The sequence below is a fragment of the Methanobacterium bryantii genome, assembly GCF_002287175.1.
Taxonomy (GTDB): Archaea; Methanobacteriota; Methanobacteria; order Methanobacteriales; family Methanobacteriaceae; genus Methanobacterium_D; species Methanobacterium_D bryantii.
Map to the genome: position 1 here is coordinate 43,997 of NZ_LMVM01000023.1, position 15,599 is coordinate 59,595.

The 15,599-nt window shown below is 34.2% G+C and carries 20 protein-coding genes; 17 read left to right on the forward strand and 3 right to left on the reverse strand.

Translation table 11 applies throughout. From position 1 onward, the window contains the following. Window positions 1–18: 18 nt before the first annotated feature. A complete protein-coding gene (locus tag ASJ80_RS08760) occupies window positions 19–252 on the reverse strand; it encodes a hypothetical protein (protein ID WP_048080169.1) in 234 nt (77 codons plus the stop codon). Window positions 253–511: 259 nt separating this feature from the next. Here ASJ80_RS08760 and ASJ80_RS08765 point away from each other — a divergent pair, with 259 nt between their 5' ends. The 9 genes from ASJ80_RS08765 to mtrA all read left to right on the forward strand — a co-directional run bounded on the left by ASJ80_RS08765 (window position 512) and on the right by mtrA (window position 6,815). Beyond that, window positions 512–1,024: a PadR family transcriptional regulator gene (locus ASJ80_RS08765; protein WP_069583344.1), complete on the forward strand. Its 513-nt coding sequence runs from the start codon at window positions 512–514 to the stop codon at window positions 1,022–1,024. Window positions 1,025–1,113: 89 nt separating this feature from the next. Next, entirely contained in the window at window positions 1,114–1,476 is a 363-nt protein-coding gene (locus ASJ80_RS08770; RefSeq protein WP_069583345.1) for a PadR family transcriptional regulator, read from the forward strand. A gap of 65 nt (window positions 1,477–1,541) precedes the next feature. Then, window positions 1,542–1,997: an HAAS signaling domain-containing protein gene (locus ASJ80_RS08775; RefSeq protein ID WP_069583346.1), complete on the forward strand. Its 456-nt coding sequence runs from the start codon at window positions 1,542–1,544 to the stop codon at window positions 1,995–1,997. Window positions 1,998–2,108: 111 nt separating this feature from the next. After that, complete coding sequence (locus ASJ80_RS08780) at window positions 2,109–2,318, forward strand: hypothetical protein (RefSeq protein WP_069583347.1); 210 nt, start codon at window positions 2,109–2,111, stop codon at window positions 2,316–2,318. Between the two features lie 17 nt (window positions 2,319–2,335). Further along, on the forward strand, window positions 2,336–3,274 hold the full coding sequence (locus ASJ80_RS08785; RefSeq protein WP_069583348.1) for an ABC transporter ATP-binding protein: 939 nt from the start codon (window positions 2,336–2,338) through the stop codon (window positions 3,272–3,274). Between the two features lie 5 nt (window positions 3,275–3,279). Continuing rightward, window positions 3,280–4,482, forward strand: a complete 1,203-nt coding sequence (locus ASJ80_RS08790; RefSeq protein ID WP_069583349.1) for an ABC transporter permease — start codon at window positions 3,280–3,282, stop codon at window positions 4,480–4,482. 320 nt (window positions 4,483–4,802) lie between these two features. After that, window positions 4,803–5,099: a hypothetical protein gene (locus ASJ80_RS08795; RefSeq protein ID WP_069583350.1), complete on the forward strand. Its 297-nt coding sequence runs from the start codon at window positions 4,803–4,805 to the stop codon at window positions 5,097–5,099. A 316-nt stretch (window positions 5,100–5,415) separates the two neighbouring features. Then, window positions 5,416–5,991, forward strand: a complete 576-nt coding sequence (locus ASJ80_RS08800; RefSeq protein ID WP_069583351.1) for a class I SAM-dependent methyltransferase — start codon at window positions 5,416–5,418, stop codon at window positions 5,989–5,991. Between the two features lie 266 nt (window positions 5,992–6,257). Continuing rightward, window positions 6,258–6,815: a tetrahydromethanopterin S-methyltransferase subunit A gene (mtrA, locus tag ASJ80_RS08805; protein ID WP_069583352.1), complete on the forward strand. Its 558-nt coding sequence runs from the start codon at window positions 6,258–6,260 to the stop codon at window positions 6,813–6,815. Between the two features lie 49 nt (window positions 6,816–6,864). Here mtrA and ASJ80_RS08810 read toward each other — a convergent pair whose 3' ends face one another. Further along, window positions 6,865–7,596 (reverse strand): archaeosine tRNA-ribosyltransferase, encoded by a 732-nt coding sequence (locus tag ASJ80_RS08810; protein WP_069583353.1) that lies wholly within the window; start codon window positions 7,594–7,596, stop codon window positions 6,865–6,867. A 764-nt stretch (window positions 7,597–8,360) separates the two neighbouring features. Between ASJ80_RS08810 and ASJ80_RS08820 the strand changes: the two genes are divergently transcribed. The 8 genes from ASJ80_RS08820 to ASJ80_RS08855 all read left to right on the forward strand — a co-directional run bounded on the left by ASJ80_RS08820 (window position 8,361) and on the right by ASJ80_RS08855 (window position 14,354). Next, window positions 8,361–8,876 carry a CDP-alcohol phosphatidyltransferase family protein gene (locus ASJ80_RS08820; protein WP_069585292.1) on the forward strand — a complete coding sequence of 172 codons (516 nt, stop codon included), beginning with the start codon at window positions 8,361–8,363 and terminating at the stop codon, window positions 8,874–8,876. Between the two features lie 141 nt (window positions 8,877–9,017). Further along, window positions 9,018–10,034, forward strand: coding sequence for a CoB--CoM heterodisulfide reductase subunit C (hdrC, locus tag ASJ80_RS17495; RefSeq protein WP_069585293.1), 1,017 nt, complete (start codon window positions 9,018–9,020; stop codon window positions 10,032–10,034). Window positions 10,035–10,053: 19 nt separating this feature from the next. Further along, a complete protein-coding gene (gene hdrB, locus ASJ80_RS08830; protein ID WP_069585295.1) occupies window positions 10,054–10,965 on the forward strand; it encodes a CoB--CoM heterodisulfide reductase subunit B in 912 nt (303 codons plus the stop codon). 232 nt (window positions 10,966–11,197) lie between these two features. Further along, a complete protein-coding gene (locus ASJ80_RS08835; protein WP_069585297.1) occupies window positions 11,198–11,464 on the forward strand; it encodes a DUF749 domain-containing protein in 267 nt (88 codons plus the stop codon). After that, the gene (locus tag ASJ80_RS08840) at window positions 11,461–11,988 is read left to right on the forward strand and encodes a DUF2096 domain-containing protein (RefSeq protein WP_069585299.1); all 528 of its coding nucleotides are present in this window, start codon (window positions 11,461–11,463) and stop codon (window positions 11,986–11,988) included. Before ASJ80_RS08835 ends, ASJ80_RS08840 begins: the two co-directional genes overlap by 4 nt. Before the next feature lie 38 nt (window positions 11,989–12,026). Next, window positions 12,027–12,695 carry a metallophosphoesterase family protein gene (locus tag ASJ80_RS08845; RefSeq protein WP_069585301.1) on the forward strand — a complete coding sequence of 223 codons (669 nt, stop codon included), beginning with the start codon at window positions 12,027–12,029 and terminating at the stop codon, window positions 12,693–12,695. A 362-nt stretch (window positions 12,696–13,057) separates the two neighbouring features. Continuing rightward, window positions 13,058–13,975: a 2-phosphoglycerate kinase gene (locus ASJ80_RS08850; protein ID WP_069585303.1), complete on the forward strand. Its 918-nt coding sequence runs from the start codon at window positions 13,058–13,060 to the stop codon at window positions 13,973–13,975. Next, complete coding sequence (locus ASJ80_RS08855) at window positions 13,953–14,354, forward strand: CBS domain-containing protein (protein ID WP_069585305.1); 402 nt, start codon at window positions 13,953–13,955, stop codon at window positions 14,352–14,354. The genes ASJ80_RS08850 and ASJ80_RS08855 overlap by 23 nt, the downstream gene beginning before the upstream one ends. Window positions 14,355–14,530: 176 nt before the next feature. Here ASJ80_RS08855 and ASJ80_RS08860 read toward each other — a convergent pair whose 3' ends face one another. Further along, window positions 14,531–15,520 (reverse strand): inorganic phosphate transporter, encoded by a 990-nt coding sequence (locus ASJ80_RS08860; protein WP_245837547.1) that lies wholly within the window; start codon window positions 15,518–15,520, stop codon window positions 14,531–14,533. Between the last annotated feature and the right edge of the window lie 79 nt (window positions 15,521–15,599).

Below are 15,599 nucleotides of genomic sequence, written 5' to 3' on the forward strand. Positions count from 1 at the left end.
ACATTGATTAGTCTAAAACTATTTCTTCTCTACTTCCGATTCAACTTTTCCCCCTACTTTTTCCATATAGTCACATTTTTCAATATTTTGAAGAGGAATTATCACATGTTTGATGCCGTCCTCTTTAGCACCGTATGTTACTTCAATTAAGCCCCTATCTTCATCAATTTCAATCTTTTCCACCCCAAATTCCCCTTTTTTGAAATTATGAACATTTTCATTGATTAAGCTTACTTCAAGTTTTTCTATCATTTTGTTCACCTTCCAGCTGATATTTATAATTATGTAGATTATTATTCAAGTATTTTGAGCATTTCACTTACTTTTTTAAATAACTGCCATAATTTTTTAGTTTTTTCAAATCGTATCTCGTCCACTACAAAGCCACAACATGATTTTAAACTTATTTTTAGCAAAACTTTAAATACCAGAAAACTATATGTTAAAAATAACCTATGTTAAATTTAACATAAGTTAAAAATAACCTACTTAAAAATAGGATGTGAATCAAATGGCAAATACAGACCTTATTATTCTGGGTATGATTTACCTCGTACCAAGCCATGGATATCAGCTTAAAAAGAATATCAAAGAATCTTTCGGGAATCCCTACTTTAAGCTGAATAACAATGTCTTGTATCCTACTCTTGCAAAATTTGAGCAAAAAGGCTTTATTGAGGGAAAAACAGTTGCTGGCGGAAATACCAACAAAAAAGTGTACCATATCACAGAAAAAGGTAGAGAAAAGTTGCTTGAAATGGTAGCCGAACCTGTTGAACCCGATATTGACGGTTTTGATTTCAGCGTACATGCAGTGTTTTTTGACCTCATACCCAAAGAAAGCCGTGTGAAAATAATCAAACCGCTTTATGAAAGTAAATTGCAGATGTACAAAGAGTCTCTTGAAAAAAAGGAAAAATACGGTACCAATATACTGCCTATTTCCTTTGCAGTCCTGGAATATGGTATTAAAGGGTTAGAAAGAGATCTTGAGTTTTATAAAAAATTAATGGAGATGGAATAGATCCCTCTGCAAACATTTTTATATACCTTGTCACGTACAGTATAGTATATGACATCTATTAATGCCACACATTATATGGGAGGATAACAATGGACAAAGTCCTTGAAAAATTCGAGACTGAAATAAGACGAGGGATAATGCAGGTAGCCGTGGTCTGTCTTCTGGATGAAGAGAAATACGGCTATGAAATAATCAAAAGTCTCAAGGAAGTAGGATTGAATGTTGAAGAAGGCACATTATATCCACTTCTTAGACGTCTCGAAAAGGATGAACTACTTTCTAGCCGCTGGGAAACCAGCGGACCAAGGCCGCGGAAATATTACATGGTAACTGAATACGGAAAGGAAATTAGAACAAAATGGTTGAATTCGTTTAATGCAATTCGTGCCGTCATTGAACGACTTAAAGAGAATATTCAAGATAATGAAAAGAGTGGATTATACAATGTGTAACCTTGTCAACGATTATATAAGTAAAGAAGTGAAGACGTTTCAAGTAAATGAAAGGGGCGTTATGCATGTACAATAACCTTATCAAGGAATATATAAACAAAGTAACGAAGGATATGGGCTCAAATCAGCGGAAAGAAGTTTCTAAAGAATTAGAAACACATATTTTAGACAGCGCTGAAGCTCTTGCTGTCGAAAAAAATGTTGATATTGATGAAGCTATCATTCATGAAGTTATCACCAGGATGGGATCTCCAGAAGAAGTCGCAGCTATGTATTCCCCCGAAAAAACTTTTTCAGATAAAGTAGTTGACCAATTAAAGGAGATATGGAGAATAACAGTCCATTTCATCATAATAGTCACAATTGTCTGGATTGTATTGTTCATTGCATTCTGGATATACTTCGGCCGTACAGATTATATCGAGTTCAATATGTTCACTTTACTCATAATGATTATCATTTACCTCGTTATAATTGCCTTTCACATGGTCAAAAAGCTTAAAATTTTTTCACAGCACTAAAAAGCAGTAATAAGACACGAAATATATTAAATTATACATTTAGCTTTCTTAAATTCACACAATATAAAAATAAATGATTTAAATTCATACCCTAAAAATTGGAGGAATTATATGGACAACAGACGTGAATATCGTCGCCACAGACTATTTGGATTTCCATATGGCCACTTAATCTGGCCGCTTGTAATTGGAATTACTTTAATTTGTGCAGGCTTATCTGATTTGATTAAAATAGATATCTGGCATTATATATGGCCGATGATTGCCATTGTTTTAGGCATATTAATTATAGCTGGAGGAATCTTCAGCAACAGACATTAACTAAAGAAGGGATCTATATGGATGAATATGTAATAGAGGCTCAAAATCTTACCAAAAAATATGGTGATTTTTTAGCTGTAGATAATTTAAATTTAAAAATAAAAAAAGGAGAAGTCTTTGGTTTTTTAGGTCCAAATGGGGCAGGAAAGACGACTTCAATTAGTATGATGGTAGGGCTGCTGCGCCCTTCCAGCGGTAAAGTTCTGATCAACGATAAAGAAGTAGAAAAGATTGATAAAGGGACCATTGGCATATGTCCACAGGAACTTGTTCTCTGGGAAAATCTTACATGCTACGAAAGCCTTAAACTTATGGGAGATATGTATGAGATACCCAAAGATAAACTGGATCAAAGGATAAAAACTCTTTTAAAAGATCTTTTCCTTACAGATAAAGCTGACACAGTAGTTTCTAACCTTTCAGGAGGTATGAAACGTCGTTTAAATCTTGCACTTGCTGTAATTCACCAGCCAGAAATAGTACTTTTAGACGAACCCTCAGAAGGTCTTGATCCTCAGTCACGTCGTGTATTATGGAATTACATCCGATCACTTCGGGATGATGAAGGTAAAACCGTTATTTTAACAACACACCTTATGGATGAAGCAGACAGGTTAAGCGATCGAGTTGCTATAATTGACCACGGCCAGCTGCTTAAATTAGATACCCCCAAAAATCTCAAAAAAGAGGTAGGAGAAGGAGATATTGTTGAAATGACCCTTTCTAACCCGAATAATAGAGATGTCATAAAGTATCTTGAAAACCTAGAGGATATCATATCTGTCGCGGAGTTAGACGGGAAGATTAATTTAAGAGCATTTGATGCTGTAGGAAAACTTCCAAAGATTATTGGAGCTCTTGAAGAATCTAATATTAACATAGATGATCTTGCTATACGACAAAACACTTTAGAAGATGTTTTCATCGAGTTAACAGGGACAGGGCTCAGGGAGTGAAAAAAATGAAATTCATGAGTATAGCTTCAAAAGATTTAAAGGAACTTTTAAGGGACAGAAGAGGATTATTCTTTATACTGTTATTCCCACTATTTTTTATGTTAATTTTTGGATTTGCATATGGGAATATGGGTGAAAACAATGAACCACATAGTATTGCAGTAGTTAACTATGATCAGGGCGTGACAATGCCCGGTGGAACCAATATAAACTTTGGGGACAAGACTACAGACACGCTAAAGGATGTCCAGTATCCTGAAAATGATACAAATATGTTTAATGTCACTTTAACATCAGAGGCAGAGGCAGATAATCTTGTAAAACAGAGAAGTGTAGACGCAGAAATTATAATTCCAGAGAATTTCTCTAAATCTATTTCAACTTTAACACCGTCAACAGTTATCGTCCGTGGTGATACTGGTTATTCCGGATTTGGAATTACTCAAGCCATGTTATCAAGTGTTTTAGGAGAATATCAAACTAAATTAGCCGCTAAAATCGAAAATAATGGAAATAATCAATCAGAACAGCTTATTCAAGGCAAAATAGAAGGATTGCCAGGAACAGAATCTTTTACAGCCTTTGACTATCTTGCACCTGGAATGATGGTATTTGCAATATTAATGCTTGCAACCAGCGTAGCGACAATACTAACAAGAGAAGTAGAAAGTGGAACCCTTAAACGTCTGAAACTCTCTAAAATGACCTCATTTGATTTCCTATTTGGCGGTCTTTTGCCATGGTCACTTGTTGCGGCTGCACAAGTATTAATTCTCTTTGCAGTGGCTATAGGGATAGGATTCCACTGGCAGGGAGGTATTGAGTCAATTATACTATCAGTGATCATTGGTATAATCGGAGGTATAGCTTCCATATCTCTGGGAATGATCATAGCATCCTTTGCAAGAAGCCCCCCACAGGCAGGTCAGCTTGGAACTCTAGTAGCAGTACCTTTAACATTCATGGTTGGTGCATTCTTCCAGCTGCCGCAGATGGTAATTGGCAGTTTCATGGGACAGCAAATCCAGGTTTATGATATTCTCCCATGGTATCATGTTGCAAACGCGCTGCGTTATGTTCTGACATATACCGTTAGTTGGGATACTATCATGTATCAAATAGTTTGGGCAGTTGTTCTTTCAGCCATTCTTTTTGTTATAGGAGTATTCCTATTTTCAAGAAACAGATTAAGGCCAGATAATAGTTAAAAGATAGAATTAAGATTAATTTTTCTATCTTACCTTTTTTATAAGCTTAAAATAAATTTTAACCCTTCTTTTCATTAGCTAAACTAGGATAAATAAATTTTAAAATAATTAACGAATTATTAATACTTTTTTTATAAATAGTAGTAAATTACTTATAATTTGAACTTCAAAATTAGAAAATAAATACTTCTATTTCCAATATTTTAGATAAAAAACCCATTAAAACACTTTAAATCATATTATCAAGGTTAATAAAGATTAAATTTGCAAATAAATTTGATACAGTTTATTTTCAAGATATAATCAATTGAGGTGATAACTTGAAAGAAGAACAATCTGAAAGGAAAAATATGTCAGAAAAAGAGAGAAAAGAAATGGAAGAACAGGAAAAAACTGCAGAAGTATGGATAGAAGAAAGTAAAGAAAGGTCAAGCTCAGATATTACTAAACAAGAAGAAAAAGGCAAAACTCCAAGGGTAGATTCAGATTTACCCACATTTGAAGGTAAAACAATAGTTAACCCTCCCCAAGGAGGAGGTAAAATACTTAAAGGATCACGAGGGGAAACTGCTGCAGGAGCAAAATGTGGATACCCAAGCAAACCATGTGACAGGTAATAAAGCCCACATTATCAAAATAGAAAAAAAACAAGATGTAAATACCAAATACATCTTGTTATCACATCTTTACAATTAAAATCAAATTTTGTTAAATTTTATAGGTTATAATGTGATTAATTACAGTTTAACAGAAGTATTTTATGCGCATGTCATAGACATTAATTTTAATAATTATTTTGTATCTTATTGATTTAAACAGCTATTTTTTGTATAATTTTTAAGCCATCAGATAGTTTAATATTTTAGTAGTCCCCATACTACCAAAACACGATAACTTTAAAATTTTTGAATTATTGAATAAAAGAGGGAAAAAATGGCAGAATCTGAAAAACATTTTCATCATGGACGTTCAAGTAAAGAAATTCTGGACTCAAATAGAGTTTTAAGTGCAGTTGGACTTAAAAAAGGAGATACATTTCTAGATGCGGGTTGTGGAGATGGATATATATCTCTTACAGCCTCAAAAATAGTTGGCAATGAAGGTAAAATCATCGCTGTTGATGTTTGGGAAGAATCAATTAATGTATTTAAAGAAAAAATCAAAAGCGAGAATATCAAAAATATAAATGCTGAAGTTGCAAATATAACCCAAAAAATACCAGTAGATGATGAGAGTATCGACATACTGTACATGGGTAATGTTCTACATGGGTTTATTGAAAACAATGAAGTTGAAACTGTAATGAAAGAAATACAGAGGGTAATTAAGAAAGGAGGGTCATTTGCTGTGGTTGAATTTAAAAAAGAAGAAAGTACCCATGGCCCACCATTACATGTCAGAATCACACCAGAAGACATAGAAGAAATAGTTAAAAATTATGGATTTACCTTAAATAAAGTAGAAGAAGTCGGTACATATCATTATGCCACAATACTAACTAAGAATTAACTGCTCTACTTTTAATATTACTTTTTTACGAAATAAAACCTAAATTATCCATTGATAAATTATTTTTAACTAAATTTGATTATGCTAAACTTTTTTATAGATGAATGTTATAACTTATAACCAATATGAAACAGCGTGTTATTTATCCTACTTTTTAAAGGCCCACGCCGTCGAAAATTTTTGATTTTCGATGCACCGAAAACGAAGTTTTCGAGGGCTGCAAAATTAAAATTTTGCACGCTGTCAAAAACTTGGAGGTGTTTTAATTGGCTGAAAAGAAATCACCCGCAGAAGGATGGCCAGTAATTAATGGAGATTATGTGGTCGGGGACCCTGAAAGCCCTGTAGCAGCGACAACACTCGGATCACACAACGAACAAATTCCAGTAGATGCCGGAGCCGCCATAGCAGGTCCATGTAAAACAGAAAACTTAGGAATCGAAAAGATGGTTGCAAACCTTATATCCAACCCCAACATAAGATTCCTCATATTGTGCGGATCAGAAGTACAGGGACACATTACAGGCCAAAGCATAGAAGCTCTACACGCTAATGGTCTAGATGAAAAAAGAAAAATATCAGGTGCAACAGGTGCAATACCTTTCATCGAAAACATTCCAGATGAAGGGCTAGAAAGGTTCCAGCAGCAAATGGAAATCGTAAGTATGATTGACGTAGAAGATGCCGGACAAATCCAGGGCAAAGTTAAAGAGTGCATTGAAAAAGATCCAGGCGCATACGAAGAAGAACCAATCGCCATAAGACTGGATGAATTAGAAAAAATTCTATCCAAAAAAGAAGAAGTTGCAGAAGCAGAAACATGAATGGAATACTACGTATTCCATCTAATTTTATTTTTAAAATGCTTTTTTATTAATATAAAGGCATGTATTTCTTTAAAAAATCAGCATATTTTTTATCAAGTATTCTAAGTGCAGACATAGCTTCGGGGGAAGTGCAACATCGCTCATCTACTAAATTTCTGAGGGTCATATTTTTGATATTTTCCTGTATCTCTTTAATTACAAAGTCCAATGTATTTTTATTGTACGCTTTAAGCTCTTCAAAATCCAGATCATAAATCTGATATTTAGTGATATCGTAGTTTGCAGATGGAGTTTGCATGATATTTAGATAAGCATAAAAATCGCATGAAAAGTCTCCAAATAGATCTACACCCATATAAGCAAGTAACGGGATAAAATTAATGTCTACAAATGAAAAATATAGTGCTGCGTTTGGGTTTATATTTTCTCTTATGTTTACTATTATATCAACCAGATCCCATGGTTGTCTCATAAGCTCTTTGGGATTTGCTACTAGAAATGTGGTGATTCCAAGTTTATCTAATTCTTTTGCACATTTTATTCTCAAATCCAGATATTTTCCGCCGTGAATAACTCCAATACCCTTTTCTTTACTTTCTTTTGCATTTTCAATTGTCTGGCTAACAGACCATTTTGCCAGTTCCTTTGGGACATCATATGGCATTGGTTCATCCTTTATAATCTTAAATTCAATACCAGGTTTAAAAACAGCCGGTGTTTTTAATTCCTCATAATTTCCAAGCCTTGCAGGACCATCATGTCGTTTTATTTCAAGCATAAAAATCAATTTTCCATTTCTTATGTAAATGTATTTAAATAAAAGTTTATAGTGAATAACCAAATATTTTGGATTAGGGAATTATAAAATTTGTTTACATGCTCTTTAATTTAAAGAATGTAAATGTAATTAATTTAATTATTTAAAATTTATAAGTTTAATAAGTTATGTTTACAAAACGAAGCTGGAGAAAAATGTTTACAAAATCTCTCAAACACTGTTAAAATCTCTGATTTTGACGCCCCGAAAACCTTAAGGTTTTCCTGAACCGCAAAACGTAGTTTTGCAGGCCACAAAAAACTTCGTTTTTTGTAGGCTTCGTGTTTGGAGCCCTCGAAAATCTTTGATTTTCGGGGCGTCGAAAATATTATTTTCGACAGTGCAAATCGAAGTTAGAAAAATACAAAGTATTTTTCTACATAAAAAATCGAAGATTTTTTAAGATTTGCTAACTACGATTTTGTAAACATTTCCTAACCTTTCGGAAATCATAGATTTCCGATGCCGGAGGAAACTCTGTTTCCTCGGCCGCAAAATTAAAAATTTTGCAGGCATCAAACGCTTTGCGTTTGAATGTCCCAAAAAATTCTATGAATTTTTTGAGGATTTTGCATGCCCCAAAAAATCCCTCGAAATTCGTAGAATTTCGGGGCATCAAAAACCAGCGGTTTTTGAAGGCTTTGATTTTTTGAGGGAATTTTCACATGTTATTCACTATAGAATATTTGTATAGCCAGTTTAAATAACTAATTGCAAGGATAAAAATGAAGATCAACAAATTAATCTTAGTTCCAACAGGAATAACCGCGTTTAGAATTGTATTATCCATTCTATTTTTAGACTTGCTTATAAATAACATGGAACTAATTGCAATCCTTGTTTTTTTACTTGCAGTCATTACAGATGCTTTTGATGGATATTATGCCAGGAAATTAGGAGTTTCATCAGATTATGGTGCATATCTTGATATAACTGCCGATTTTATTCTTGTTTTAGTCGCATTCTTAACATTCATAATTATTGGAATCTATCCATACTGGCTGCTGATTCTCATAATTTTAGTATTTTTGCAGTTTATACTGACATCAAAGCTTAAGGTTCTAGTATATGATCCAGTAGGTAAATATTATGGAGCTTTCCTTTTTGCGGTGATTCTTGTTACGTTAATATCACCACCCATTTTTTACGGCTTTTTACTCATAGCTACCCTTTTATTTACCACATTATCATTGATAAGTAGGTATCTCTTCTTTATTTTTCGAAAAACAGTTGAAAAATAATTCAAAATTCTGAATGGGATAGGTGTCATCAAAAAGGTTACAGTTTGCAAAATTTCCGCAAGGTATATATACACAGATCATCAACCTAGATATGAAAATTGTAAGTTTTCACGTAGACCCGTTACCAAGGGTGTGAAAAGAATGAGAACCTTAAAGAAACTAAAAAATTTTTTAACTGGGGGAGAGGCAGAGAAAGAGGAAGATGAAAATAAATCTGAATCTGAATTGTCAGAAATCGTCAAAGAGGAAAAACAACCAGTTGAATCAGAGACAAAACAACAAACTGCCCCTGCAGTAGAAGAAGTTAAAAAAGAGCCTGTTGTAGAAGCTGAACCTGCTGTAGAAAATAAACCTTCAGAAGTTGAAGTTAAAACTGAGACTATTGGAGAGGCACCTGCAATAGAAGAAACACCTATAGTAGAAGAAGTTGAACCTGTAATGGAAGAAGCTGAAGCTGCTGAGGAAGATAAACCTTCAGAAGTTGAAGTTAAAACCGAAACTGCTGTAGAAGAGAATGTTGAAGAACCTGCTGCTTCAGAAGAAGCAGAAATCATTGAGGAAACTAAAAAAGACGAACCCAAACCCAAAGGAAGTGAAAGTATGAGTTTACTTAATAAAGAAGCAAATCTAATACGCGCTGAAGAAGTAGAGCCAGGATTTAAACAGGAAATAATAGATGCTGGTGCAGAAACTGTAGCTTTATGTTACCAGTGTGGTACTTGTACCGGATCATGTCCATCCGGAAAAAGAACCCCTTACAGGATAAGGAATATCATAAGAAAATCCCTCATGGGACTCAAAAGTGAAGTTATGGAAGACGACAGTCTCTGGGAATGTGTTACCTGCTACGCATGTCAGGAAAGATGCCCAAGGGGAGTAGCAATTGTAGATGTTGTTAAAATTTTAAGAAACATGCAGTCCCAGGCAGGAAAAATGGCACAGGCACACAAAATGACTGGAGTATTCGTACTTAAAACCGGACACGGTGTACCTATAAACGACGCCACAATGGCATTAAGGAAAAAAGTTGGATTAAATGAATTACCACCAACCACACACGAATTCCCAGAAGCATTAGAAGAAGTAAGAACAATACTCAAGAAAACAGGATTCGACACTTTAATCGGATACAACTGGGAAACAGGAGAAATAGAATAAATTTTTTGGAGGAATTATAATGGCTGATTTCGCATATTTCTTAGGATGTATAATGAACAACAGATACCCTGGAATCGAAAAATCATCAAGAATGATGTTTGAAAAGTTCGGTATAACCTTAAACGACATGGAAGGAGCTTCATGCTGCCCTGCACCAGGTGTATTTGGATCATTCGATAAAACTAGCTGGCTCTCAATAGCCGCAAGAAACATTACCATTGCTGAAGACATGGGAATGGACATAATGACCGAATGTAACGGATGTTTCGGTACATTATTTGAAACTAACCACGAACTTTCTCACGATGAAGCAGCAAAAGCAAAAGTTAACGAAATTCTCTCTGAAGTTGGAAGAGAATACAAAGGCGAAATAAAAGTAAGACACTTCGCAGAAGTATTATACAACGATGTAGGTCTCGACAAAATAGCAGCTGCTATTACAAACCCATTAGATGGACTTAACATAGCTATACACTACGGATGCCACTTCTTAAGGCCATCAGCAGATATCCAAATAGATAACGCTGAAAAACCAACAATTTTAGATGAAATTGTAGAAGCAACCGGTGCAAAATCTGTAGACTACAGAGACAAAATGCAGTGCTGTGGTGCTGGTGGTGGAGTACGTTCAAGAGACTTAGATGTCGCTTTAGACTTCACAAAAGATAAATTAACCAACATGGAAGCTGCTGGTGCAGACGCTATCGTAAACGTATGCCCATTCTGTCACTTACAGTTTGACGTAGGTCAGACCGAAATTAAAAAGAAAACCGGTGAAGAATTCAACATACCTGTCTTCCACTTAGCTCAATTCTTAGGTCTTGCAATGGGATACAGCCCTGAAGACTTAACCGTTGACGTTCACCAGATAGCAGTGGACTCTGCACTGGAACAAATAGCAAAATTAGATGAAATAACTGGCGGAGAATAAATATACTCCCTCTCTTTTTATTTTTTAAGGTAAGTTTTATTAATGCATCTCTATTTCTGTAAATATATTCTATTCTAAAAATATCAAATAGCTCTGTCTTAAATGGCCATATATTTCTTATTTTACCAAAATATTAAACTTAATATATAAACTTTTAAATATTTTGAGGCTTATATTTTAACTTGAATTTGAATTTGATTAGTTTGAAACTTAAATTATTCGAGGTGTTTTTTTGTTTATTGCTACACTGGTTGGAATATTTAAATTTAATGAATTACCACAAGAATATGGACCATATGTAAAATATAAGGCTTCTCTTGAAAAGAAAAACATTGATGAAAATGAAAAAATCGCCATTCTAAACATAAGTGGTACAGAAAGCTATCATGTTTTATTCTTAGATTCATATAAAAGCACAGCTGAAATAGACGAAGAACTAAAAGCAGCTGATGCAAAACTTAATTACAACACTAAAAAAATACTGGAAGGACACTTATGACTGAACTGCCTATGGAACAAACATGGTTAGTTCTTGTTGAACTTTTAACTGACCTTCGAAAACGTGGAACCCAAATTCCAGATGAAGTACCCAAAACTGTGAGATTAGCAAAAACTACCATAAATTTTTACAAAGCAGACCCTACTAACCCAGACATGATAAACGAAATAAAAAGAATAAATGATTTTCTAAATTCAGTTCAAAATACTCTTCTTGATCTTGCTGAGGAAGTAGGTAAAGATTACAAAGATGAATGGCTTAATAAACTTATGAGGGCTTCAAGAGGGGAAAGAGTAGTTGAAAAAGAGGAAAATGCACCTAAATTTGCTGTTGGAGTTCCTTCCGGATTTTCAATGGTAAAAGTTACCTTCCAGGAGCCTTTATCAGAGGAAAGGTTAAATGATATTGCTGAAGAATATGGAGTTATAATAGAATTTGAAGAAGATGACGTGGTTGCAATTTATGGGGATCAAGACAACGTTAAAGCAAGTTTAAAAGAAATAGCTTCATTTTTCCAGAAATAAAATAAATTTAATTTTTTTATATTTCAGGGAGTTACAACATGAAAATTCTGGTTATGGGCGATATACACGGACAGTGTCATAAAATCTTTAATTATCTTCAAAAGGACACTGTGGATCTAATAATTTTAACTGGAGATATAACACATTTCGGGCCGCCCAAGTTATGTGGAGACATATTAAATGAAATATGCGCATTTAATGTTCCCACATTTGCGATACCTGGTAACTGCGACCCATCAGGGGTTTATGGGGAAATTGAAAATTCAAGTGCAATTAATATACATAACAGATCAATTATTATTAAAAATATAGGTATTTGCGGGTTTGGCGGCTCAAATCCAACTCCATTTGACACGCCCCTTGAATTTGAAGAGATGGAAATATATGATGAACTTAAAAAGCTGATGAAACAAATTGAAAATCAGGAAATAAGAATACTGGTGACTCATGCACCACCCTACAACACGAAAACTGATTTAATACCTTCTGGAGACCATGTAGGAAGCAAAAGTGTTCGAAAGATAATAGAAGAGTTTCAACCTTCCCTTAACTTGTGTGGACATATACATGAAGCAGTAGCCATTGATAAAATAGAGAATACTATTATATTCAATCCAGGAGAAGCATCTCATGGTTTTGCAGGCATAATAGACATAAATGAAGATGAAAGAGAAATAAAAATATCCCCCCAACTCATAAATCTTTAAGAATGCTTTATTAAAATTATAAAAAGGAATTATATTCATAACCCTAAAATAAAATAGTATAATTATTTATGTCAATAATCTTAAGAAATAGACATGTAATCAACTTTGATGGTTAATAGCATATATTATATAATTGGATCTAAACCATTTTAATGAAATTTAAAGTATTTAATTAATTGACATTTATTCTATTTGAGGTTGAGAAAATGTTATAAAAATTCTTTGAATTTTGTAACCGCAAAAATTAAAGATTTTTGCATGTTATACATTTTCGAACATTCGAAAATTTTTGATTTTTGAATGCCCGAACACCATTGTTCGGCAGCCTTAAAATCAAAGATTTTAAAGGTGAGAAATTGAGGATGATAATGGTAGAAGGAGAAGTAAGCGGTAAAAAGTATAGAGAGCCTTTTTCTAAAGGAGTCTTAGCACGATCTTTAACTCGAGCAGAGATGGATCCAAATAAGGCATATACATTCGCATCTCAAATAGAGGCACATTTAAGAAAAGAAGGAATAAAGGTTATAAGTCTAGATGACCTTGTAGGAATAGTCCGTGCAAGATTAAAAGAAGAAAATGAAGAAGTAGCTGAAAAATACGGGCTATGGAAACGGATTCGTACATGTAAAGAGCCTCTTATTATATTAATAGGAGGAGCTTCAGGAGTTGGTACATCTTCAATTGCTTTTGAAGTTGCTAACAGGCTTGGAATAAGAAACATGACAAGCACCGATATCATAAGAGAAGTTATGCGTAAGATGGTATCAAAAGAACTGTTACCAACTTTATTTGAATCCAGTTACACTGCTTATAAATCTTTAAGAATTCCACCATCCCCTGAACTGGATGAAGTAATTATTGGATTTAGAGATCATGTCGATACCGTAAGTGTAGGTGTTGAAGCTGTAATTGAAAGAGCACTGAAAGAAGGAGTAAGTATAGTCATTGAAGGCGTTCATATCGTTCCAGGATTTATAAACGAAGAACTTGTAAGTAAACATAATGTTGCCATGTTTGTTTTAACCTTGCAGGATGAAGAAGTTCATAAAGGAAGATTCTACTCAAGGTGCAGGCAGTTATGGGCTCGAAGGCCCTTAAAGAGGTATATGAACTACTTTGGAGCAATACGAAAAACACATAAATACTTTGAAAATCAGGCCCAGAAGTATGATATACCCGTTATTGAAAATATTGACGTTACAACCACGATTGATTGTATAATAGAAACTATTACAAAAACATATGGACGTGAAGAAGATGTTAGAGAAACAAAAAGTTAAAGAAGTGATGACAGAGGACGTTATAACAGTTTCCCCCAATGAAGACGTTGTTTTCGCTTTTGAAAAGTTAATGAAATATAAGGTAAGTTCTCTTCCTGTTGTTGATGAAGATGGAATACTTTTAGGTATCGTGACAGCAACAGATCTTGGACATAACCTGATTCTTGATAAATATGAACTTGGAACAACAGTGGACAAAGTCATGGTAAAAGATGTAATCTGCATAGGTTCGCAAGATAACCTGAAAACTGCAGTTAAAAAAATGAATAAATATGGTGCTGGTGGCGGAATTGTAAATCAACTGATTGTAGTGGATGATCATAAAATAAAAGGTATAATTTCAGATGGAGATATAATAAAAGCATTAAGAGCACTTTAATATTGGATATTCATTAAACTTATATCAAAATAGTCATCTAAAGCAGGTTATGTTATTTTTAGATTAGATAACCATACAAGTTACCACCATGAAAACTTTTGCTTTTCATAAAATTTTAATATTAAAAGAGTATTGGGAAATTAATGCCCAAATACTGTAAAATTCTTTTTAAGTTATTATAATGAAGATATAACAAAAAATAGCGTTCCAGATATAACTGCACATATCGGAAATGTAAGAGCCCATGAAGATACAATTTGTTTTACAACATCACCACCAATATCTCTGGTTTTCCTCGCAAGCCCCACCCCAATTACAGACCCTACAAGTGTTTGAGTTGGAGATATAGGCATTCCTAAAAATGTGAAAAGTAAGATAACAGAAGCAGCTGCTATTTGAGCTGAAACACCTCTTGTTGGAACCAAATTAGTTATTCTTTTTCCAACTGTACCCGTAATTCTATTTCCGGCAACTAAAATTCCAGAAACAATTCCAATAGCACCTAATACTCTTATATCGCTGCTTGCAGCACTTCCAGCTACTGCAATCATTATACCTGTTGCGGCTGCAATATCTATAGCACCCACCCCCATAGCAGCAAAACAGGAACTCACAATCTGCAAATAAGAGAATATTTTTTCTAATCTGCCCCTTACAGCCATACTGGTTGCTTTCTCAAGAAGTGAAACTCTTAAAAGATAGTAAAACACAAAACCAACTGTAAGGCCCAAAAGTGGAGATGAAATCCAGCTTAATGCGATATTAAGAAGTGAATTCCATTGAATATGAGTTATACCTGCATAAACAATTCCGTATCCAAAAATAGACCCAACCATTGCATGGCTCCCTGAAACAGGAGTTCTCCTAAAAATAGAAATACTAACCCATATTCCTGCAGACAATGTGGCTATTACAGCCCCCATAGGAGTTATAAATGATGATGCAACTATACCCCCAGATATAGTTTTAATAACATTACCACTTAAAAATACGGCTCCAATAAACATGAACGCAGCCCCCACTATAAGGGCTTGCCTCATCTTAACAACACCACTCCCTACTGCAGTTCCCATGGAGTTACCAATATCATTGGCCCCAATATTAGCCGCAAGATAAATACCTGCAGCAACACCAAGTATAATAAGGTAGTCTAAGATTTTACCCACTTTCCTGTGTAAATTTTAGCATGATACTAATTTGTCATTTAAATAATTTATAAATTCTCCAATCATGATTAATCTAAGG